Source organism: Microbispora sp. ATCC PTA-5024 (assembly GCF_000511135.2).
GTDB lineage: Bacteria > Actinomycetota > Actinomycetes > Streptosporangiales > Streptosporangiaceae > Microbispora > Microbispora corallina.
This window is the reverse complement of sequence record NZ_KI866522.1, coordinates 499,055-519,789: the sequence shown is the minus strand read 5'-3', so window position 1 is coordinate 519,789 and position 20,735 is coordinate 499,055. Positions and strand designations below refer to the sequence as shown.

Annotated in this window: 20 protein-coding genes; 13 read left to right on the top strand and 7 right to left on the bottom strand. The window is 72.4% G+C overall.

Annotated features, from left to right (window positions below; genetic code table 11):
• Positions 1-207: 207 nt before the first annotated feature.
• Entirely contained in the window at positions 208-1,581 is a 1,374-nt protein-coding gene (locus MPTA5024_RS02370) for an FAD-binding oxidoreductase (protein WP_036319246.1), read from the top strand.
• Positions 1,582-1,592: 11 nt separating this feature from the next.
• Here MPTA5024_RS02370 and MPTA5024_RS02365 read toward each other — a convergent pair whose 3' ends face one another.
• The 3 genes from MPTA5024_RS02365 to MPTA5024_RS02355 form a co-directional block, all read right to left on the bottom strand.
• Positions 1,593-3,134, bottom strand: coding sequence for a multicopper oxidase family protein (locus MPTA5024_RS02365; protein WP_036319243.1), 1,542 nt, complete (start codon positions 3,132-3,134; stop codon positions 1,593-1,595).
• A 10-nt stretch (positions 3,135-3,144) separates the two neighbouring features.
• The gene (locus MPTA5024_RS02360; protein ID WP_036319240.1) at positions 3,145-3,615 is read right to left on the bottom strand and encodes a hypothetical protein; all 471 of its coding nucleotides are present in this window, start codon (positions 3,613-3,615) and stop codon (positions 3,145-3,147) included.
• Positions 3,616-3,738: 123 nt separating this feature from the next.
• Complete coding sequence (locus tag MPTA5024_RS02355) at positions 3,739-4,983, bottom strand: MFS transporter (RefSeq protein ID WP_051457622.1); 1,245 nt, start codon at positions 4,981-4,983, stop codon at positions 3,739-3,741.
• 99 nt (positions 4,984-5,082) lie between these two features.
• Here MPTA5024_RS02355 and MPTA5024_RS02350 point away from each other — a divergent pair, with 99 nt between their 5' ends.
• Positions 5,083-6,168, top strand: coding sequence for a helix-turn-helix domain-containing protein (locus tag MPTA5024_RS02350; RefSeq protein WP_036319237.1), 1,086 nt, complete (start codon positions 5,083-5,085; stop codon positions 6,166-6,168).
• On the opposite strand, the gene MPTA5024_RS02345 is transcribed toward MPTA5024_RS02350, so the two are convergent.
• Positions 6,110-7,399, bottom strand: coding sequence for a winged helix DNA-binding domain-containing protein (locus tag MPTA5024_RS02345; RefSeq protein WP_063794606.1), 1,290 nt, complete (start codon positions 7,397-7,399; stop codon positions 6,110-6,112). The two genes, MPTA5024_RS02350 and MPTA5024_RS02345, sit on opposite strands and share 59 nt — an antisense overlap.
• Positions 7,396-8,379, bottom strand: coding sequence for an MDR family NADP-dependent oxidoreductase (locus MPTA5024_RS02340; protein WP_232326412.1), 984 nt, complete (start codon positions 8,377-8,379; stop codon positions 7,396-7,398). Before MPTA5024_RS02340 ends, MPTA5024_RS02345 begins: the two co-directional genes overlap by 4 nt.
• Positions 8,380-8,443: 64 nt before the next feature.
• On the opposite strand from MPTA5024_RS02340, the gene MPTA5024_RS02335 reads away from it, so the two are divergent.
• The 9 genes from MPTA5024_RS02335 to MPTA5024_RS02295 all read left to right on the top strand — a co-directional run bounded on the left by MPTA5024_RS02335 (position 8,444) and on the right by MPTA5024_RS02295 (position 16,497).
• Entirely contained in the window at positions 8,444-9,439 is a 996-nt protein-coding gene (locus MPTA5024_RS02335; protein ID WP_051457621.1) for a helix-turn-helix transcriptional regulator, read from the top strand.
• 360 nt (positions 9,440-9,799) lie between these two features.
• Positions 9,800-10,441, top strand: a complete 642-nt coding sequence (locus tag MPTA5024_RS02330) for an AraC family transcriptional regulator (protein ID WP_198166915.1) — start codon at positions 9,800-9,802, stop codon at positions 10,439-10,441.
• Between the two features lie 65 nt (positions 10,442-10,506).
• On the top strand, positions 10,507-10,878 hold the full coding sequence (locus MPTA5024_RS02325; protein WP_036319231.1) for a dihydrofolate reductase family protein: 372 nt from the start codon (positions 10,507-10,509) through the stop codon (positions 10,876-10,878).
• 558 nt (positions 10,879-11,436) lie between these two features.
• Entirely contained in the window at positions 11,437-12,075 is a 639-nt protein-coding gene (locus tag MPTA5024_RS41755) for a TetR/AcrR family transcriptional regulator (RefSeq protein ID WP_036322860.1), read from the top strand.
• Positions 12,072-12,698 (top strand): VC0807 family protein, encoded by a 627-nt coding sequence (locus tag MPTA5024_RS02315; RefSeq protein WP_051457619.1) that lies wholly within the window; start codon positions 12,072-12,074, stop codon positions 12,696-12,698. The genes MPTA5024_RS41755 and MPTA5024_RS02315 overlap by 4 nt, the downstream gene beginning before the upstream one ends.
• Entirely contained in the window at positions 12,691-13,440 is a 750-nt protein-coding gene (locus tag MPTA5024_RS02310; protein WP_036319228.1) for an SDR family NAD(P)-dependent oxidoreductase, read from the top strand. The genes MPTA5024_RS02315 and MPTA5024_RS02310 overlap by 8 nt, the downstream gene beginning before the upstream one ends.
• A gap of 287 nt (positions 13,441-13,727) precedes the next feature.
• The gene (gene trpB, locus MPTA5024_RS02305; RefSeq protein WP_051457618.1) at positions 13,728-14,933 is read left to right on the top strand and encodes a tryptophan synthase subunit beta; all 1,206 of its coding nucleotides are present in this window, start codon (positions 13,728-13,730) and stop codon (positions 14,931-14,933) included.
• The gene (gene trpA, locus MPTA5024_RS02300) at positions 14,930-15,745 is read left to right on the top strand and encodes a tryptophan synthase subunit alpha (protein WP_084369381.1); all 816 of its coding nucleotides are present in this window, start codon (positions 14,930-14,932) and stop codon (positions 15,743-15,745) included. The genes trpB and trpA overlap by 4 nt, the downstream gene beginning before the upstream one ends.
• Positions 15,742-16,497 carry a GntR family transcriptional regulator gene (locus MPTA5024_RS02295; RefSeq protein ID WP_036319222.1) on the top strand — a complete coding sequence of 252 codons (756 nt, stop codon included), beginning with the start codon at positions 15,742-15,744 and terminating at the stop codon, positions 16,495-16,497. Before trpA ends, MPTA5024_RS02295 begins: the two co-directional genes overlap by 4 nt.
• A 25-nt stretch (positions 16,498-16,522) precedes the next feature.
• Here MPTA5024_RS02295 and MPTA5024_RS02290 read toward each other — a convergent pair whose 3' ends face one another.
• On the bottom strand, positions 16,523-17,242 hold the full coding sequence (locus tag MPTA5024_RS02290; RefSeq protein ID WP_269750527.1) for an alpha/beta fold hydrolase: 720 nt from the start codon (positions 17,240-17,242) through the stop codon (positions 16,523-16,525).
• Between the two features lie 35 nt (positions 17,243-17,277).
• Between MPTA5024_RS02290 and MPTA5024_RS02285 the strand changes: the two genes are divergently transcribed.
• Both MPTA5024_RS02285 and MPTA5024_RS02280 read left to right on the top strand, forming a co-directional pair.
• Positions 17,278-17,862, top strand: a complete 585-nt coding sequence (locus MPTA5024_RS02285; protein ID WP_051457617.1) for a TetR/AcrR family transcriptional regulator — start codon at positions 17,278-17,280, stop codon at positions 17,860-17,862.
• Positions 17,863-17,902: 40 nt separating this feature from the next.
• Positions 17,903-20,269: an ABC transporter permease gene (locus MPTA5024_RS02280; RefSeq protein WP_036319216.1), complete on the top strand. Its 2,367-nt coding sequence runs from the start codon at positions 17,903-17,905 to the stop codon at positions 20,267-20,269.
• Positions 20,270-20,355: 86 nt separating this feature from the next.
• Here the strand turns inward: MPTA5024_RS02280 and MPTA5024_RS02275 are convergent.
• Positions 20,356-20,735, bottom strand: a 380-nt coding sequence (locus tag MPTA5024_RS02275; protein ID WP_198166913.1) for a tetratricopeptide repeat protein, incomplete at its 5' end; no start/stop codon positions are given.

Here is a 20,735-nt window from a genome sequence, read left to right as displayed (position 1 = left end):
GCAAAAAGTTCAACTCGATTTAACAATCGCCCCTTACTGCCCATTCGGGGCGGCCGAAAGGTGCGTCTGCCGCCGCGGACGTCCCAGCTCGGCGGAACGACCCCAAGATCCACCGCGATGTCCTCATGGACGGTCCTGCCGCCGGCGGCTCCGGGACGCCGGGGAGGCGTGACCGTCGGCTCCGTGTGCCCAGGTAAGGGAGGGGACGTGCACCCCGAGACCGCGTTACGCACCCTGGCCGACGGCTTCGACGGCGAGGTGATCCTGCCTCAGGACGCCGGTTACGAGTCGGCCCGCCGCGTCTGGAACCAGTCGATCGACCGCAAACCCGCCGCGATCGCCCGCTGCCGTACCCGTGACGACGCCGTCGCGGCGCTGGCGCTCGCCCGCGACACCGGTCTCGAGCTCGCCGTACGCGGCGGCGGACACGGCTTCCCCGGCTTCTCGACGACCGAGGGCGGCCTCGTCCTCGACCTGGGTCCGATGAAGCAGATCGCCGTCGACGCCGGCCGGCGGACGGCCGCCGTCGGTCCCGGTGTCCGATGGGGCGAGTTCTCAGCGGCGACGGCGCGCCACGGCCTCGCGCCGGTCGGCGGGCACGTGGCCGACGTGGGCGTCGCCGGGCTGACACTGGGAGGCGGCAACGGCTGGTTCTCCCGGATCTTCGGGCTGGCCTGCGACAACCTCGTCGCGGCCGACGTCCTCACCGCCTCCGGGCGGGTCGTCCGGGCGAGCGCCGACGAGAACGAGGACCTGTTCTGGGGCCTGCGGGGTGGCGGCGGGAATCTCGGGATCGTCCTCGAATTCACCCTGCGCCTGCACCCGGTCGACCTGCTGCTCGCCGGGATGGTTTTGCACCGGCTGGACGACGCGGCCGACGTGCTCCGCTTCCTCTCCGAGTACGGCGCCGGCGCTCCCGACGAGGTCAACGTCGCGGCCGCGGTCCTCGCCGCCCCGCCGGCGCCGTTCGTGCCGGAGGAACTGCACGGCAGGCCGGTGCTCGCGCTGGCGATGTGTCATGTCGGGCCCCTCGCCGAGGGGGAGCGCGCGCTCGCGGCGGTGCGCGGAGCCGGCAGGCCCTTCGCCGACCTGGTCGAGCCGACCACGTTCGAGGTCCTTCAGCACATGTTCGACGCGCAGGGACGGCCCACGCCCTACCACATGCGCTCTCATCTGGGCGGACAGCCGACCGGTGACCTGATCGACGCCGTGGTCGAGGCCGGCGGCGACCTGACCTCGCCGGACAGCGGGGTCCTCCTCCTGCCGATGGGCGGCGCCGCGGGGAGGGTCGCCCCCGACGCCACCGCGTTCCGGCACCGGGAGGCCTCCTACTGCCTGGAGATCGGGGCCGCCTGGAGGGCGGGCGACGAGGACCCGCGCCGCCACGTCGACTGGGCCGAGCGGACCTGGGCGGCGACCCGGTCATGGGCGACCGGGGTGGAGGTCAACCACCTCGGCGACGAGGGGCCGGAGGGGGTCCGCCGGGCCTACGGGGACAACTACGAACGGCTGGCCCGGATCAAGCGGACATGGGATCCGGACAACCTATTCCGGCTCAACCAGAACGTCCCCCCGGCCTGACGCCACGGGGGTCACTCCGGCGCGTTGCCGTCCGGCCCGCCGACGGTGAACGGCGTGGTGACCCCCTCGTACATCAGGTGGGCGACCAGCCCCTCGGTCGCGTGCGGCAGGTTGTGGCAGTGGTCCATCCAGATCCCGGGGTTGTCGGCGACGAAGGCGATGTCGTAGGTCTCCCCGTCGCCGACGTCGAGCGAGTCCACCCACCACGGGCTTCCCGTCGCGGGCACGCCGTCGCGGGCCAGCACGACGGCGTGGTGGCCGTGCAGGTGCATGGGGTGCGGCTCGCCGCTGTCGTTCGTGATGCGCACCCGCACCACGTCGCCCTCCGCGACCACGAACATCGGCACGTCGGGGAACATGTGGCCGTTGATCGTCCACCAGACGCCGGGACGCCCGTCCAGGAAGCCCGGGCGGCGCCCGATCTCATAGGCGAAGCGCCGATCCGGCCTGTCCGGGTCGAAGCCGATCGGCGCCGGCCGTCCGTAGGAGAGCGGGTCGAGCGTCGTCGCGGGCCGGGGGGCGGCGGGCGGGTCGTACGAGCGAGAGCCGAGCACGACGCCGGTCGGGCCGCCGATGTGGACCCGCACCGGCGCGCCGTCCGCGGGCATGGTCACCTCGATGTCGGCGCGGCCTCCCGCCGTCACCGGCACGGCGGCGTCCCGTACGGGAGCGGGCTCGTTCAGGTCGGTGCCGTCGACGGCGACCAGCCGGAACGGCGCCCCGCCGACCCACACCGGCGTCTCGCCGTTCTCCGTGTTGATCACGCGGACCCGCACCCGGTCGCCGGGGAGCGCCCGCACGCGGACGTCGCCCTCGCGCCCGTTGAGGGTCCTTGCCCCGTCGTAGAGGTGCAGCAGCGCCACGGTGTCGACCGTGCGGGCGGGTGGGCGCGCCGCCGGAGCCACCACCAGGGCGCCGAGCAGACCACGGCGGACCTGCTCGTGGGAGACCTGGTGAGAGTGGTACCAGAAGGTGCCGGCCTGGTCGGCCACGAAGCGGTAGACGAACGACCCGCCCACCCGGACCGCCTCCTGGGTCACGCCGGCGACCCCGTCCTCGGCGTTGGGCACGTCGAGGCCGTGCCAGTGCAGGGTGATGCCGTCCGGCACGGACTCGTTGACGAGCGTGACCTGCACCAGCTGCCCGGCGGTCGCGTGGATGACCGGGCCGGGCGAGGTGCCGTTGAGCGTGTAGCCGTCCACGGAGCGGCCGCCGGCCAGCCGGAAACGCTCCCGGCGGGCGGTCAGCGTCACCGCGACGTCGGCCGGGCGGCCCGGGTCGGGCGTGAACGAGGTGACGCTGCGGCTCGAGGGGGTGTGGCCGGCGTGCCCGTGCATGCCGGCCCCCATCAGGTGGGCGGAGTGGTCCGGGAGGCCGGCCGCGGGGGCCGGTGCCCGGCCCCCGTAGTCGGCGTACCCCATGTCCATCACGGAGTACGTGTCCGGCGTCAGACTGCCCACCCACAGCCAGACCAGCGGGCCGAGCAGGGCGACGGTCGCGGCGCCCGCGACGGCCAGGCGGACGCGGGCGCCGCGGCGGCGAGTCTCGTTCATGCGACTGCCGTCAGCCGGCGGTCCCGACGCGGGCCTGCGGCTGGGCGGGCGCGCTCACGGCCGCGGCGCGGCCGCGCCTGGCGGCGTAGACGGCGGCGCTGAACAGCAGCAGGGCGTTGACGCCGTGCAGGGCGCCCAGGGCGGAGATCTCGTGGCCGAGCAGACCCAGGGAGACCTGGACCACGACGAGCAGGACCACCAGCCCGGCCGCCTTCACCGCTCCGGGGAGCCGGGTGAAGAACGACGAGATCAGCAGGAGCAGCGCGATCACCGGGATGATCATCATGCCGTTGATGCCGTGGACCATGAAGCCGACGACCTCGGGGAAGGGCGACGCGTCGCTCTCCATGGCCGCCTTGTCGAGCACGCCGCCCTGCTCGACCCACTTGCCCAGCCCGGCGTCGGCGAGGACCACCATGCTCGCCTGTACGGCGACCTCGACCGCGACGAGGTAAGCCAGGATCTTGTACACGAGTTTCATGACGTTCTTCCCATCGGGGACCCGAGGAGGTCTCTTGCTTCCTCCTGCCTCGACCGGCGCCCGTCTCCGCACGCCGGCCACACGCGGTCACGGTAGGGAGGGCCGCTTGGTTCCCACTTGGAGTCAGGTTGCGATCCGCTGGTGCCGCCTGTCCCTCGGCGGATCGCCGAGCCGCGTCCCTCGATCCTTCTCGGTGGCGACGGCGGAGGCGGACAGGAGCGTCGCAGCCGCGAGACCGCCCCAGAGGGCGGCCGAGCCGCGGGCGGCGAGAGCGGTGATGACCGCCGGGGACACGGCGAGGCCGAAGCCCGTGGAGAGCTGGAAGCGGGCGAGGGCGCGTCCCAGGAGATGGGCCGGGGCGAGGGCGGTGATGAGCGCGGTGGCGCTGCCGGCGTAGACGATCTCGCCGATGGTGCAGACCACGGACACCGCGGCGACCGCCGGGGCACTCCAGCCGTGTCCAAGCGAGGTGGCCGCGAGGAAGCCGAGGTAGGACGCGGCGATTACCGCGCCGGCGACAGCCAGCACGGTCCGCCGGGAGAAGCGGGACACCAGGACGGTGACCGGAACCTGCAGGGTGACCACCAGCACGGTGTTCGCCACGAAGATGGCCGCCGACCACACCGGGGATGCGTGCACCTGAGTCACCAGGACCAGAGGGAGCGCGATTTCGGGGACGTTGAGGCAGAAGACGTAGACCACGTTGGCGGCCAGCAGCGCGCGCATCCGGGGCGCGGGCCCGCCCGCCCTGTCCGGATGAGCAGCCGGATGCGTGCGCAGGCGGACCGACCATGCCAAGGCCGCCGCGCCGAGATAGGCGAGCCCGGTGACGGCCGCCAGCGCATGCAAGGCGGTGACGCCGCCCGCCAGGCACGCGGTGGCGAGGAGGGCGCCCGCTCCAAGGCCGGCGTTGCGCAGGGCGCGGCCTCCCGCGAGAGCGGCGTCACGTTCGCGGCCGTGGGCGACCGTGGCCACGAGGGCTGCATGGGCCGCCGGCCATGCCTGGTTGCCGATACCGAGGAAGAGCGCCGCCGTCGAAAACAGCCAGACGTGCCCAGCCGGGGCGGCCAGCAGCAGCGCCACCCCCAGCACCCGCACCAGCATCGACGCCGCCACGACCGTGCTGCGTGCGCCCCGGTCCAGCCATCGTCCGACCGCGGGCATGCACCCCAGACCCACGACGACGCCGGCCGTCATGGCGATGCCGGTGACCGGCGCCGGCAGCCTCAGCACCGTCACCCCGTAGAGCAGCAGAAAGGGCCGCAGCATGCCGGTGCCGAGAGCGTCCACGGCCAGGGCGACGGCATAGCGGGGGCCTCCAGAGGCACGGACGAGGGCGCGCGGCTGGATCGTGGTGGTGGTTGCCATGGCGTCAACGATGCGTTCGCCCGCCGAAGCGACTACGTCGATTGACGGACACCGTCAATCGACGCGGTCGTCGTCCCTCCGACCAGCGATGATGAGGGGATGACGTTGAGGATCGACATCGGCGGCCTGCCGTCCGGGCGACTGCGCTTCGCCGCCTCCCCGCTGGCCGAGCTGACCGCCATGCTGCACGTCCTGGCCGAACCCGGGCATCACCCGCAGCTCGCCGGCTGGGCCGCCGACGTCTGGGCCGGGCTGCGGCCGGAGCTGGCCGAACGGCTCAGGGAGGCGGAGTTCCTCTGGCGTTCCTCACGAGCCGACTTCCTGGTCCCCGCTCGTCCCCGGCCGACCCTCGCCGAGGAGTTGGACGATGTGGACCGGATCGACGACGAAACCTATGTGACCGCCGCGCTCATCACCACGTGCGGCAGCAACCGGGTCCACTTCGCCGCGCCGTCACCGCTCGCCGACGCGACGGCGCGCGAGCGGGCCCTGGATCTCGCCCAGGCCCGCGGCGCACTCCAAGAGGCCTTCGCGGAACGGCTGCTCGCGGACCCCGCCGCCGTGCGGGCGCGGGTGCGTCACACCCTCGAACAGTGCGCCGACGCCTTCTTCGACGCCGCCTGGACGGGCGTCGCCGGGCGACTCTCCGCCGACCTGCGCCTGAAGAACGACCTGCTGAAGCGCCAGGGCATCGGGGCGGCACTCGCGTCGATCTCCAGCGCCGTCACCCTGTCGCCGGACGGCGACCGCATCGTCGTGGACAAGCTGCAGGACAACGCCACCGCCGCCCACGACAGCGGAGTCACCTTCCTCCCCAGCGTCTTCGGCCGCCCGCACCTGGTGGTGGTCCACGCGCCCGGGTGGCAGCCGGTGGTGCAGTACCCCGTGGCCGAGGCAGGTCCATCGGAGCCGGTGCCGCTGGAAACGGTCACGCTACGGCTGGAGGCACTCGCGCATCCGGTACGGCTGCGGCTGCTGCGCACCCTGGCCCGCGGCCCGCACACCACCGGTGAGCTGGCCGACGCCTGGGAACTCTCGCCCCCGGAGGTTTCCCGCCACCTCGCTGTCCTGCGCCGCGCGGGCCTGCTCACGGCCCGGCGGCACGGCCGTTACGTCCGTTACACCGTCAATCTGCCCGATCTGACGGCGCTCGGGGCCGACCTGCTGGCGGCCGTGCTGCGCTGAGCGGTCCGCCGGCGGGTCGGACGTTCGGTTCCGGCCGCGCCGCCTCCACCTCCCGCATGCCGGCCATGTGCGCCACCCCCTTCGGGGCCTTCCTCGGCGGCCGGCCGGCCACCACCTTCGGCCTGCGCACCTCGCTCTGCGCCGCCGCCGGCCTCCTACTCGCCCCGTCACCGCGACCATGACCAGGCGACAGGAACGGCAGCAGGTGGTTGATCTCGTCGTCGACTGCCTGCTGTTCGGTTGCCGACAGGGGCCGGAACACCGTCAGCCGTACCTCGCCCGCGGTGAAGGACCAGGTGCCGCGGACGTAGCCGTCGACGAGCAACGTCGGCAGGACTCTGGCCTGGCCGGGGGTGACCTGCTTGCGGTCGGCTTCGGCGATGATGCGGCTGCGGTCGGCGTGCCCTAGCAGGGCGTTGTCGTAGGCGGGCAGCAGCCGCACCGGGGCGGGGGTATCAGGGTCGGGAAGCGGGGCGTCGGGCAGGTCGAGGAGGCGCTGCCCGTCAGGGCCGGCGTAATGACGCAGGCCGGCGCCCATCTCCGAGATGATCTGGTCCAGCCGGGTCAACCCGCACCACGCCTGGATGTCCGCCACGGTGGCGGGACCGAAGGCCGCCAGGTAGCGAAGAATCAGATCATGGAGTGCGCCGGGGTGAACGGCGTCGGTCGCGGCGGCCGTGACGGTGACCGACGAGCGGGTGCCCCAGCCGCCCCAGGACGCGGTGGCCGGATCGTGGATGAGCGGGGTGCGCAACTCGATCTCACCGGCCAGGATTCGGCCGTCGCGGCCCGGATGCAGGGTCGCGAGGTGCCTGGCGAGATCTCTTCTGGGCAGCGGCCCGGTCTGCAGAAGGGCCTGTCCCTCGGCGACCAGAGTTTCCGTGTCGAGTCCGGCGTTGTTGCGCCGGAAGTGCGCCGAGCCGGCGGTGCGGTTCAGCACAGGCTGCAGCACCGGCCGCAGCCGGCGGAAGTCGTCGGCCGCAGTGAGGTGCATCGTGCTGCGCAGGAAGCCGGAACGCACCACCCGCCCCTGGGTGAGCAGGGTGGTGAGGCCGGCGTGGGTGAAGTCGCGGATCCGGGTCCACAGGCCGATGTAGGGCCAGTTCGGCTCTTGGGCCTGCATGGCGACCAGATGGCCGATCACCTCCAAGGCCGTCAGGCCGGTCCGTTCCAGCAAGAACTGCCGCTGAAGCAGAGCCCGGTTGAGCGCTCGGCGGGACAGAGTGGTCATGCCAGCCGCACCGAGACGTTGCCCCGGTATTCGCCGCGCAACATGGCCAGGAACGTGCCGGGAACGCCGTCGATGCCGGTCTCGACGACGGTTCGCGGGTAGACGAAGCGGCCCTGGTCGAGTGCGGCGCGGAAGTGCTGGTGCCAGGCAGCGATCTGGTCGGAGGTGTGGTGGCAGGAGAACGGCATCAGCTCGACTCCCCTGGCCAGGGCGGCGTCGTGGTCGGGCTCGGGGAAACGTTCTGCGGCGGCGCCGAGCTGGGTGGACAGCGAGCCGCACAGGGCGAACCTGGCGCCGGGTGCGGCGGCTTCGAGCGCGGCGTCGTAGAGCGTGCCTCCCACGGTGTCGAAGAAGGCGGTGATGCCCTCGGGGGCCAGTTCCTTGAGCGCGGCGGCCGGGTCGTGGTGGTAGTCGAAGGCGGCGTCGAAGCCGAGTTCGTTCACGAGGTAGTCGGCTTTGGCCTGGCTGCCCGCGCTGCCGATCACCTTCTTGGCGCCCAGGTTGCGGGCGATCTGTCCGGCCAGTGAGCCGACACCGCCGGCCGCGCCGGAGACGAACACGACGTCGCCCTCGCCGACCTTGGCGACGTCGGCTACGCCGTAGTAGGCGGTCGTGCCCTGGCCCAGGTGGTAGCTGGGGTCGGGGTAGGCGTCCGGGTCCAGCTTGAGGTAAGAGGCGGCCGGTCCCGCCGAATGGGTGCTCCAGCCGGCCGTCGACTGCACCAGGTCGCCCTCTTGCAGGTCAGGATCGGCCGAGCTCAGCACGGTGCCGATCGCCATGACGCCCACCCGCTGGCCGGGCTGCCAGGCCGGGATCGGGAGGTGGCAGTCGGCGCGCATCAGTTCGAGGTAGGTGGCTGCCAGGCCCAGGTAGTCGGTACGGACCACGACCTCGCCCTCGATCTCCGTCTGGGCGACGGTGAAGTGCTCGGGGGCGGGGGCGGTGTCGATCCGGGCGGTCAACTGGATCTCGTGAGTCATCACGGGAGCACGTTATCGACGCTTCCGGCCAGTTTCTGTCCGGAAGTGCTGAGACAGTGGTGACATGGCCAACACGAGTTCCCGGACGCTCACGCTGCTGTCGTTGCTGCAGACTCACCGCCACTGGCCGGGCGCGGATCTGGCCGCTCGTCTCGGGGTTTCGGAACGCACGCTGCGCCGGGACGTCGACCGCCTGCGCGAGCTGGGGTATCCGGTGCACGCCTCCCGGGGCACCGACGGCGGCTACCAACTGGAGCCCGGGGCCGTGCTGCCCCCGTTGCTGCTGGATGACGAGGAAGGGGTCGCGCTGGCGGTCGGCATGGGAGACGCGGCGCAGAGCGGCATCGCCGGGCTGGACGAGGCGGCGGTGCGGGCGCTGACCAAGGTGGTCCAGGTCCTGCCGCCCCGGCTGCGGGCCAGAGTGAACGCACTGCGCGCGATGACCGTCTCCGCGGCCTCCTCCGGGCCGGTCATCCCGGCGGAGGTGCTGACGATGATCGCCCAGGCGTGCCGGGACCAGGAACGGCTGCGCTTCCACTACACCAGCCGCGGCGGCGCGCAGACAGAGCGCGAGGTGGAACCCCATCGCCTCGTCGCGCTCAGGGGCCGCTGGTATCTGGTGGCCTACGACCTGGCCAGACACGACTGGCGAAGCTTCCGCCTCGACCGGCTGGCCCAGCCATGCAACACCGGCTCCCCCTTCCTGCCACGGCCACTGCCGGGCGGGGACGCCGCCGCGTTCGTCCGCGCCGCGACCCAGGTCCCGACCGGTCACACCGTCGTCGTGCTGGTTCACGCATCCGCAGAGCAGGTGCGCCGGGTGGTCGGCCAATGGGGCGAGGTCGAACCGGTCGACGGCCATCGCTGCCGGCTGACGATGATCTCCACCAGCCTGGACTGGCCCACGCAAGCGCTGGGCAATCTCGGCGCCGAATTCGAGGTGCTCCAACCACCGCAATTCGTCGATCACCTGAGAGATTGGGGCACACGCTTTCTCCATGCCGCCGGCGGATCGGCAGGCCCGGCCAGTTCTGCACTCCCGGACATGCCCCCGGTGTAGGTTGATCCGCCTCTCGCGGGGTGGCGAGCTGCGCACCGACCGGCGCCTGGACCTCACCGACCTGCCGAATGCGTAACGCCGGACGCTCGCCCATTCCGGCGGCAGCGCGGCTGGACCATCCCGGCGCTCGATGCCGCGGCGGGGCGTCGGCGAGACTGTGGGTGTGGAGTATGTGTCCAGAGTGCCGCGGCCGCGGTTGGACGGGCTGATCGACGACCTTTATTACCTGGAGGGTGCGCCGCCGTACGCCCGGCTGACGCTGCCGCCGATGCCGGCGGCGTTGCTCATCGTCAACCTCGGGGCGCCGTTGGCATCCGGGCCGGCATCGACATCGAGACGGCCGAGTACGCCGACGGCTGTGTGGTCACCACGCCCACCCGTGTCTTCGACTTCGGCTATCCGCCGGGGACCCGGTCCGTCGGCGTGCACGTCAAGCCGTGGGGGCTGGCGCCGTTCCTGCCGGTGCCCGCGGCCGAGCTGTGTGACCGGCCGGTGACACTGGAACAGGTGTGGGGTCGGCCCGCCATCGCTGAGCTGCGGGACCGGCTGGCCACGGCCGGCGGACCGCGCGAAATGCTGACGCTGCTCGAGGAGGAGCTGATGCGTCGGCTGTGCGAGACCGCCGGTCTGGGGCTGGTCCGCCATGGGAGCGGCGTCATCGCGGCGGCCGGCGGGGCGGTGGCGATCGGCGACCTGGGCGTGGCAGCCGGTGTCAGCAGCACTCATCTGGCACAGCGGTTCAAGGAGCTCATCGGTGTCAGGCCGAAGCGGCTGGCCCGCACCTACCGCTTCGCCGCCACCGTGTTCGCGATCGACCCCGCCGGGCCGATCGACTGGGGCGACCTCGCCGGTGGCGCAGGCTACTTCGACCAGGCCCACTTCGGCCACGAGTTCCGGGCGTTCACCGGGCTCACCCCGACGCGGTACGTCGAAGTCCGGCGGCGGTTCCTGCGCGAACATCCCGGTCACGCGCTGGACGGCTGGCCGCTGCCGGCCGATTGATTTCGTACAAGAGCGGCAGCTCACGGCACGCTGGCTTGGGGGCACCCCGAAGCAGAGGAGAGCCCGTGGGCAAGGTGGTCATGTACAGCTCGGTGTCGGTGGACGGCTTCGTCGCGGACGAGAATGACCAGCCCGGACCGCTGTTCGACTGGTTGTCCAGCGGTGACGTCGTCGACGGCGTCGAGGCGGCCGTGGCCACGGCGCAGGAGCTTGCGGGTGACCGCATGGTCGAGGTCGCCGCCGGCGACGTCGGTGGCCAGGTGCTCGCCGCGGGCCTGATCGACGAAGTGCGCATGGACGTCGTACCCGTCGTGTTCGGGTCCGGCAAGCGCTACTTCGGGTCGGTCCACGCGCAGCACCTGTTGGAGGATCCTGACGTCGTGATTCAGGGCAACCGGGTGCTTCACCTGCGCTATCGGGTGCACCGACCGATCTGAGCGGGCACGCGAAGAAGTCCACCGCGAACGGCGACACAAGATCGGCCCTCGGCTGCGTTTGCGCACCGCTGTCCACGGCCGGGCAGCCGACGCGCTCCTGGACGGCACCGCGCGGACCTCCATCACCAAGTGGCGCACCGACCGCGCCTCCTGGCCCGGCGCCGACACCTCGGCGCTGTTCCTCAATCGCCCCGGCGGGCGTCTGTCGGCCCGGGCGGTCGACCAGCTCATGGACGAACCCGCCACCGACACCACATCTCGACGACGCGGGCGCCCTCGCCCTTTCCGCCCACATCCTGCGGCACACCTTGGCGACCAACCTCCTGCGCGTGGGCTCGACATCGTCGTCGTCACCGAACTCCTCGGCCACACCCTGCCTACCCACCGCCGACCTCGAAGACGCCGTCAGCCATATCCCCACCGATCGGTAGGGCCTCCGCTGACCTGGGCGAACGGCTGGGGACACGTTCGGGAGCGGAGGGCCGGTACGGAAGGTGTGATCCCAGGGCGACGAATCGGTCCGTCGGTGCCGAGAGGTGGCGTGCTACGGTGATTACCGTGCGGTCAGAAAAAATACCGATCGGTAAGTCGGAGCGGACGTTCGTCGACATCGCGCGCCGCGCGCAACTGGTGGAGTGCGCCATCGATGCCATCGCCGAGCTCGGGTTGCCCAAGGCGTCGCTGGCGGAGGTCGCCAAACGAGCAGGCGTCACCAAAACCACGATCCTCTACCACTTCGCCAGCCGTGAGGAGCTCATCCACGAGGTGTTCGCCTCGGTCCTGCGGCAGGGCGCCGAGTTCATGGCGGAGCGGACGACAAGCGGGCAAAGCGCGGGGGCGGAGCTGCAGACCTACATCGAGGCCAACGTCGCCTACATCGACATGCACCGCAAACAGGTGCGGGTGCTGACCGCGATCGCGATGAACTTCACCGACGTTGACGGTCGGACCCGGTTGCCGCACGACGCGTCCGTGTACGGCACGAGCCTGGCGCCGTTGCAGGCGATCCTCGAGCGCGGCCAGCGCGCCGGCGAGTTCCGCGACTTCAGTACGCGCACCATGGCCATGACCGTCCGCGCGGCCATCGACGTCATCGGCCCGCAGCTCAGCGTCATCCCGGACCTCGATCTCGACGCCTACGTGCGGGACCTGGTGTCGCTTTTCCGGCACGCGACCACGAAGGAGGCAATGCCGTGACCGGTGAGCGGCGCTCGGGCGCGGTGCTCGCGCTGGCGTTGGACGTCGTCATCCCGCTGGCAGCGTTCTACCTGGCGCGCGGCGCCGGGGTGAACCAGTGGCTGGCGCTGCTGCTGGCCGCCCTTGCGCCAGCGGCCGGGATCGGCTGGACGTGGGCCAGGCGGCGCCGCCTCGACGCGACCGCTGTGTTCGTCATCGTCAGCATGGCATTGTCGTTGCTGGTCGCGTTCGTCACCGGCGATGCCCGCGTGCTGCTGGCCCGCGAGAGCTGGCTGACCGGGGCGGTGGGGCTGTGGATCCTCGGCTCGCTGGCCACCGGGCGGCCGTTCCTGCTGGACGTGGCCGGGAAGGTCAGCCCCGCCGGTGTCGCACGACGGGTCGATTCGCTGTGGGCCGGCAACCGGGTGTTCCGGCGCTGGGTGATGCTGGCCAGCCTCGCGTGGGGGGCGGCGTTCCTGCTCGACGCGGCGATCCGGGTGGTGTTCGCCTACACCCTCACCGTGGACAGCGTGCCCGCAGCGGGCACCGGGGCGCTGATCGTCCTGATCGCACTCGCCCAGGGCGCTGTGATGGTGCACGGCAGGCGCAGCGGCGCCCTGGCCCTGATGAGGAACCATGGCTGACCCGCGCGTGATCCTGGTCACCGGCGGGGCCCACGGCATCGGCGCGGCGATGGTTCGCCGCTTCACCGCGGCGGGCCACCACGTCGCGGTGGCCGACGTCGACCGCGGTGAGGGACTTGACCTGGCCGCGCAGACTGGCTGCCACTTCGTCCAGGCCGACGTCGCCGTCCTGGAGGACAACCAGGCCGCCGTCGCCGAGGCGGTGAACCGCTTCGGCCGGCTCGACGCGGTCTGTCTCAACGCCGGCATCCCCGGCGAGCAGGGTCTCGGCGACGACTTCGACGCCGGGAAGTATCACCGCGCGATGCGCGTCAACCTCGACGGCCCCGTCTACGGCGTGAACGCCGCGATACCCCACCTTCGCGAGGGTGGCGGCGCCATCCTGATCACATCGAGCCTCGCGGGCGTCACGGCATCTCCCGACCCGTACTACGCGACGGCCAAGCACGCGCTCATCGGTCTCACCCGCTCGCTGGCGCTGCTCCTGCAGCCCGATGGGATCACCGTCAACGCACTGTGCCCCGGGTTCACTGATACCCGTCTCGTCGCCGTCCACCGCGGCACGCTGACGGGGTACGGAATCGCAATCGCCGAACCCGACCACGTCGCCGCGGCAGCAGAACACGTCCTCGACTCCGGCAGGACGGGGGAAGCGTGGAACATACAGGCGGACCAACCACCCATGCCGGTGCAATTCCCGCACATCACGCTGAGCATGCGAGATTCTCGATCTTCAAGCTGACCACACGGCCGCCACCCCGAGCAGCCGGGCAGACGGGGCGATCGGGATCAACCGGCGGATCCCTCGTCATCCCTCGACGATGAGCTCGCGGAGGACCTCATCGAAGGCGCCGACCATCTGGAACTGAGTCGCCCGGATGGGGGTGGAGGTGTCGATGCCCCGCTTGAGCACCAAGCTCGTTTGGGCTCATGACGCGCTTCTTACCGGCACGTCCGGTGGCGCCTATCGGCCGCTTGTGCCACTGTTATAGAACTCATCATAGAGTTCTATAACGATCGGAGCGTGGCATGCGAGTTGTGCCGCCGTGGCGTGAGCCGGTCCCACGCGACGGGACGATGGGCGAGCCCCTGGCACGAGGGCGGTTCGGCGAGTACGGCGGGCGGTACGCGCCCGAGTCCCTGGTGGAGGCGTGCCGCCAGGTGGACGAGGCGTTCCGGGAGGCCTGGGCGGACCCGGGGTTCCGCGGCGACCTGGCGCGGCTGCTCGCCGTGCACGCCGGACGCCCGACCCCGCTCACCCCGGCCCGCCGGCTGTCGGACGCGCTGGGCGTGGAGCTGTACCTCAAGCGCGAGGATCTCACCCACACCGGATCCCACAAGATCAACAACGTGCTGGGCCAGGCCCTGCTGGCCGCCCGGATGGGACGGCGCAGGCTGATCGCCGAGACGGGAGCGGGCCAGCACGGCGTGGCCACCGCGACCGCCGCCGCGCTGCTCGGCCTGGAGGCCACGGTGTTCATGGGCGAGCGCGACATCGAGCGGCAGGCGCTGAACGTCTTCCGGATGCGCATGCTGGGCGCCGAGGTCGTCCCCGTGACCACGGGCAGCCGTACCCTCAAGGACGCGACCAGCGAGGCCATGCGGCACTGGGTGGGCGCGACCGGCGACTCCCACTACTGCATCGGCTCGGTCGTCGGGCCGGATCCGTACCCCTGGATGGTGAGGGAGTTCCAGCGGGTCATCGGCGACGAGGCTCGCGTGCAGTGCGCCGCCGAGCTGCGGACCGGCGTGCCGGACCACGTCGTCGCGTGCGTCGGCGGCGGCTCCAACGCGGCCGGCACGTTCGCCGGATTCGCCGACACCTCGGCACGCCTGGTCGGGGTCGAGGCGGAGGGCGGGGCCGGGGCGGCCCGCGGCCGGCTCGGCGTCCTGCACGGCTGCCGTTCGCTGTTCCTGCAGGACGGCGACGGGCAGATCACCCAGGCGCACTCCATCGCCGCCGGGCTCGACTATCCGGGAGTCGGCCCGGAGCACGCCCACCTGCGCGACCTGGGCCGGGCCCGCTACGTCACGGTGACCGACGACGAGGCGGTCGCCGCGGCGGTACGGCTCGCGCGCGCCGAAGGCATCGTCCCGGCACTCGAATCGGCGCACGCCCTCGCCTGGGTGATCCACGCGGCGGGCGACGGCGACCTGCCCGCGGGATCGACCGTGCTGATGACGTTGTCCGGCCGCGGCGACAAGGACGTCTCCACCTTCAAGGAGCTGCTGTGACGAACCCCACCCTGGCCGCGGGCGCGGTCGAACGCCACCTGCGTGCCCGCCGGGACACCGGCCGCGGCCTGCTCATGCCGTATGTGACCGGGGGGATCACGCCCGGCTGGACGGAGTACCTGCGGGCGTTCGCCGCCGCCGGGGCGGACGCGATCGAGGTCGGCCTGCCCTTCTCCGACCCGACGCTGGACGGCGCCACCATCCAGCAGGCCAGCGACACGGCACTGGCCCGGGGAGCGAGCACCCGCCGGATCCTCTCCGACCTGTCCGGCATGCCGGACCTGGGCGTTCCGCTGGTCGTCAGCACCTACTACAACCTGGTGCTGCACGACGGTCCCGAGGCGTTCTGCGCCGCGCTGCGCCGGGCCGGCGTCGGCGGCCTCATCGTGCCCGACCTGCCGGTGCACGAGGCGGACGAGCTGACGGACGTGGCCGGCGCCGCCGGGATCGAGCTTGTCCTGCTGGCGTCGCCGGCGACTCCGCAGCCCCGGCTGGCGGAGATCTCGGGTCGCAGCCGCGGATTCGTCTACGCGGTGTCGCTGATGGGCACCACCGGTGAGCGTGCCTGCCTCGCCGCTTCGTCGGCCGAGCTCACCGAGTGGATCAGGCGCGTCACCGACCGGCCGGTCTTGCTAGGATTTGGCATTTCCACCCCCGACCAGGCACGCGAAGCCCGCCGGCACGCCGACGGCGTGGTGGTCGGCGCCGCGGTCATGCGGCGGGTGCTCGACGGGGCCGGGCCGGACGACCTGCGGGCCTTCCTCGCGACCCTGCGGCAGGCCCTCGACCAGGAGTGTGACCGACCACGATGACCGCCGCCGCCGGGCACGAGGCGAGATACCGCGCCATCGCCGCCGACCTCGCCGCGAAGATCCGGTCGGGACACTACGCCCCCGGTGAGGCCCTGCCGCCGCAACGGGAGCTGAGCGCCTCCTACGGGGTGACCCTCATGACGCTGCGCCAGGCGTTGCGGGAGCTCAGCGACGAGAGGCTGATCGTGCAGCAGCCCGGCAGGGGCACGTTCGTCGCCCCGCCCCACCTGGCGTACCAGCTCGACTCGCTCCGCAGCCTGGTCGACGACCTGCGCAAACAGGGCCACGACGTGCGCACCTCGGTGGCCGGGCGGGCGGTGCGCCGGGCTCCCGCCCGGATCGCCGCGGAGCTGCGGCTGCGTCCCGGCGACACCGCTATGCGGCTGGAGCGGGTCCGCGAGTTCGCGGGACGTCCCGCCGTGCACCAGGTTTCCTGGGTCCGCCGGCCAATAGCCGACCGGATCCGCGACCGCGACTTCACCGCCGTCTCCCTGTACACGGCCCTCACCGACGCGGGGGTGACGGTCGCCCGGGCGTCCGAGGTGGTCAGGCCCGGTCTGCTCGACCCCGCCGCCGCCCGTCACCTCCACGAGCCGCAGGGCAGTCCGGTGCTCGTCAGCACCCGGATCACCTACGCACTCGACGCCACGCCCGTGGTGTCCGACCACGCCACCATCCTCGGCAGCATGATGGAGATCCGGACCGAACGCGCCGCCACCGGCCTCTCCCTCACCTGGGGCGCCACCAGCTGAGACCCTGCGAGGCGCGCGGGCACGGTCACGGGTCCAGGACCAGGGACGCGACCTCCCGGGGCCGGGACAGGAACGGGTGGTGCCCGGCGTCGATTTCCACGACCCGGCCGGCCCGCCGGCCCTGCGCGCGTTGCACGGCGGGCGGGGTGCCGTCGTCGCGGGCGCACACCAGGTAGGTGGACGGGATGTGCCGCCAGGCCGCCGCCGCCACCGGTTGTGCGGTCGCGGCGGCAGTCTGCCGGACGAGCCTCGCGAGCCCCTGCTCGACGTCCTCCTCGGCGCAGTCCTGCATGAACGTCCGCGCCACGAGCTCCCGCCGTACGCCGAAGGTCCCGTCGGGGGTCAGGTCGAGGTACGGCGCGGGGGAGCCGTCGCCGAACGAGGCCTGACTCTCGCCGGGCTCCGGCAGGAAGCTCGCGACGAACAGCAGGTGGCGGACCTGGAGGAGCCCGGCGGCCGCCTCGCTCACGACGACGCCGCCGTAGCTGTGCGCCACCACCACGGCGGGCTCGTCCGACGCCGCGATGTGCGCCCGCACCGCCGCCACGTCGTCCGGCAGGGACGGCCCGCCGTCGCCCGGCGCCAGTCCGGTCTCCCCGCAGCTCGGCAACGGCGGAGCGGTGCTCACCACACCGCCGTCCGCGAGGTGGGCGGCGGTCCTCCGCCACCACCACGCTCCGTCCCGCACGCAGGCTCCGTGGACGAACACGACCCGCACGTCTGCCCTCCCGTCCTCACGACGCATAATAAGCGTAACGGTCATTACGCGAAAGGGCTTCGATGGGCAGGCGTCCGCAGCGGGAGATCAGGGAGCGGTTGCTGGCCGCCTGCACGGACCATGTGCTGGCCCACGGCCTGGGATCCGGCCTTCCCGCGCTGGCCGCCACCGCCGGCACCTCGCCGCGCATGCTCGTCTACCACTTCGGCACCCGTGAACGGCTGCTCCGCGAGGTGCTCGGGGAGGCGCGGCGGCGCCAGCTCCACCTGTTCCGCGAGGCGCTGGCGCCGCGGGACGAGCCGTACGAGCGGACCCTCGGCCGGGCCTGGGCGACGGTGACCGGCCCGGAGGGGGCGTCGTTCGTCCGGCTGTTCGCCCGCGTCCACGACGACCCCGCGCTGTGGCCGGAGTTCCGCCGTGCCGCGACCACCGACTGGCTGGACGTCCTGGAGGAGGGCCTGCGGACCGGACACGGCGACGACGCCCCCGCTCTGGCGACCACGACCCTGGCCGTCGTCCGCGGTCTGCTGCTCGACCGGGACGCGACCGGAGACACCGCTCGTACGGACGCGGCGTTCGCCGCGTTTCTCCGGTTCCTCGAGACCGCCCGGTCCGACAACGACGGCGGCCGTGCGGAGTGGTGCTAGCACACTTCACCGCGTGACCGGGCCATAGCAGAGTCTGAGCGTGGGTTTCCTGGGAGCCTGGCTCGCGCTGGAACTGCGGCGGCGGTGGCGGGCGATGCTTGCGCTGGCCCTCGTGGTGGCGTTCGCGCTGGCCACCGTGCTGACCGCGGTGGCGGGGGCGCGGCGCGGGGCGAGCGCGCTCGACAGACTGCGGGCGGTGACCCTGCCCGCGGACGCCCTGGTGTCCAACCAGGAGCCGGATCTCGACTGGAACCGGGTGCGCGCGCTGCCGGGGGTCGAGGGGGTCGCGCCCTACGCGATCGCCGGGATCCACGTCGACGACATGCCGCTCAACTGGTCGTGCGTGCCACCCGTGGACGCCGCCATGTGGCGGGACCTGGAACGTCCGGTGGTGCTCGCCGGGCGGCTGCCGGATCCGCGCCGGGCGGACGAGGTCGTGGTGCAGTGGCGGTTCACCCGGTTGTACGGCAAGGGCGTGGGGGACACCGTCCGGATCCAGCTCGACACGCCCGAGGAGGTCGACCTCGTCGCGGAGTCCGGAGGGGCGACGCCGGGCGGGCACGGGCCGACCGTGACGGCGACCATCGTGGGGATCATCAGGTCGCCGTACTTCTCCGACGGCGTCGACGGCCCTGGTGTCGTGCTCCCATCACCTGGTCTTTTCCAGAAATATCGTGACAACTTACTGGGGGCTCACCACAAGGGATTCTCCATCGCCCTGGTCAGGCTCGCGGACGGTGCCGCCGGAGTGGAGCGGCTCCGGACGCAGATGGCCACGCTCATTGGACACCCGGTACAGATCGACACCCTGGCCGAGACGGGACGGCACTACGACCAACTGCTGGACTACGAGGCGGTGAGCCTGCTCGCGTTCGCCCTCGCCGCCCTCGCCGCCGCGACGTTGCTGGTCGGGCAGCATCTCCTGCGGTCCACCGGCGGCGTCCTCGCCGACCTGCGGACCCTGCGGGCGAGCGGGCTGACGCCCCGGCAGGAGGCCCTCGCAGCGGCCCTCGGGCCGGTCGCGGCCACGATCGCGGGAACAGTCCTCGGAGTGTTGGGGGCGGCGGCCGCCTCCCCCTGGATGCCGATCGGGGCCGCCGCCAACTTCGAGCCCCGTCCGGGGGCCGATTTCGATCCGGTGGTCCTGCTGCCGCCGCTGGTCGTGGTCCCCCTGCTGGTCGCGGTCACCACCGTCGTCGCCGCCCGGATCGCGCGGTCCGCCGCCGTACGGACCCGGACGCCGCCCGCGTCGGCCCTGGTGTCGGCGGCCACGCGGGCCGGACTGCCGGTGCCGGTGGTGACCGGTCTCCGGTACGCGCTGGGCCGCGGGCAGGGACTCCCGATCCGTTCCGCGCTGTCCGGCACGCTGGCGGGGGTCCTCGGCGTGACGGCCGCGTTCACCTTCTCCACCGGCGTGCAGGACGCGTCAGAGCATCCCGAGCGGTTCGGGCAGACCCATCACCTCCTCGTCTTCCTCGGGTACAACGGGGAGGGATCAGCCGGGGTGTTGCCCAAGGTGGCCACTGACCCCGACGTGCTGGCCGTTGCCGACGCGCGCGTCGGCGCGGCCTCCACGGGAGGCAACGCCTATGTGGTGTACGGGTCGAGGCCCGTCCGGAACGCCGTCCCGTCGGTCGTGGTGAGCGGCCACCCCCCGGTGACCGACGCCGACGTCCTGCTCGGCGTCACCACGGCGGAGCGCCTGCGGGCCGGGGTCGGTGACGTGGTCAGGATCACCGGGCGGGGGGCGTCGGCCGACTTCCGGGTCTCGGCGATCGGGTTCCTGCCCATCGGCGTCTCCAACACCTACGACGACGGGGCCCTGGTCACGGCCGAGGGCTACGACCGGGCCTTCCGGACCTTCGACCTGCACCTGGGCCATGTCGTGTTCCGCCCGGGCGCCGACACCGGCGCCGCCGTCGCACGGCTGTCCCGGCTGGTGGGCCCTAAGATCGGCCTGGTACCCGCGATCATGCCGCCGCAGATGAGCGAGTTCAGGGACGTCCGGATCCTGCCGGGGGCACTCGCGGTCTTCCTGGCCGCGCTGGCCGTTGCCGCCGCCGCTCACGCGGTGACGATCACGGGGCGCAGGAGGCGGCACGACATCGCGGTCCTGCGGGCCCTCGGCATGACCCGCCCCCAGGCGCGCCTGATCATGCTGACCCAGGCGGGCACGCTCGGCGCCTTCGGCCTGATCGCCGGCGTCCCCCTCGGCCTGATCGCGGGCCGGGGGCTCTGGCGCCTGGTGACCCATGACTACACCCCGATGGTCTACGTGCCCCCGGTCCCGGTCGCGACGCTGGCCCTCATCACCCCCGTGACCCTGGCGGCAGCCGCGGCCATCGCCGCCCAGCCCGCTCGCTCGATGGCCCGCCTCGCGGTCTCCCGGATCCTCAGGGCGGAGTGAGCCCGCCGCCGCGCCCGTCCTCCCGACCCCGGGATCGTCACGCGCCGCCCCGTAAGCGCATCGCGTACGGGGGAGCGGGCGTGTCCCTACGACAGGGCCTGCGCCTCGCGGGTGGCGGCCTGCGCCTCGTCCGGTCGGCCGGCGGCGGTCAGGCGGGCGGCGAGGTTGTTCAGGGCGGTGGCGAGCGCGTGTCTCGCCTCCTCCGATCCCGAGCTCGCGAGGAGCGCGCGGTACACATCGGTGACGGCGAACGCCAGCGTGACGGCTTCCTCGCCGGGAAGCAGGTATCCGGACAGGTACATCAGGTTGGCCGCCACGTCGGCCCGTACCGCATCCGAGGCGGAGGCCACGCGGGGGAGCAGACCAAGCGCCTCGGTGCCCAGGCCATGGGCCTCGGCCGCCCGCCCCGCCTGCTGATACCGGGCCGACAGCACATGCAACGACCACGCGAACTGCTGCTGCCGCT

Bases quoted from the DNA above. Each gene is read 5' to 3' on its own strand.
- MPTA5024_RS02365 (WP_036319243.1), bottom strand. From the start codon at position 3,134: ATGAACGAGACTCGCCGCCGCGGCGCCCGCGTCCGCCTGGCCGTCGCG.
- MPTA5024_RS02360 (WP_036319240.1), bottom strand. From the start codon at position 3,615: ATGAAACTCGTGTACAAGATCCTGGCTTACCTCGTCGCGGTCGAGGTC.
- MPTA5024_RS02355 (WP_051457622.1), bottom strand. From the start codon at position 4,983: ATGGCAACCACCACCACGATCCAGCCGCGCGCCCTCGTCCGTGCCTCT.
- MPTA5024_RS02350 (WP_036319237.1), top strand. From the start codon at position 5,083: ATGACGTTGAGGATCGACATCGGCGGCCTGCCGTCCGGGCGACTGCGC.
- MPTA5024_RS02345 (WP_063794606.1), bottom strand. From the start codon at position 7,399: ATGACCACTCTGTCCCGCCGAGCGCTCAACCGGGCTCTGCTTCAGCGG.
- MPTA5024_RS02340 (WP_232326412.1), bottom strand. From the start codon at position 8,379: ATGACTCACGAGATCCAGTTGACCGCCCGGATCGACACCGCCCCCGCC.
- MPTA5024_RS02335 (WP_051457621.1), top strand. From the start codon at position 8,444: ATGGCCAACACGAGTTCCCGGACGCTCACGCTGCTGTCGTTGCTGCAG.
- MPTA5024_RS02310 (WP_036319228.1), top strand. From the start codon at position 12,691: ATGGCTGACCCGCGCGTGATCCTGGTCACCGGCGGGGCCCACGGCATC.
- trpB (WP_051457618.1), top strand. From the start codon at position 13,728: ATGCGAGTTGTGCCGCCGTGGCGTGAGCCGGTCCCACGCGACGGGACG.
- MPTA5024_RS02295 (WP_036319222.1), top strand. From the start codon at position 15,742: ATGACCGCCGCCGCCGGGCACGAGGCGAGATACCGCGCCATCGCCGCC.
- MPTA5024_RS02290 (WP_269750527.1), bottom strand. From the start codon at position 17,242: ATGCGTCGTGAGGACGGGAGGGCAGACGTGCGGGTCGTGTTCGTCCAC.
- MPTA5024_RS02285 (WP_051457617.1), top strand. From the start codon at position 17,278: ATGGGCAGGCGTCCGCAGCGGGAGATCAGGGAGCGGTTGCTGGCCGCC.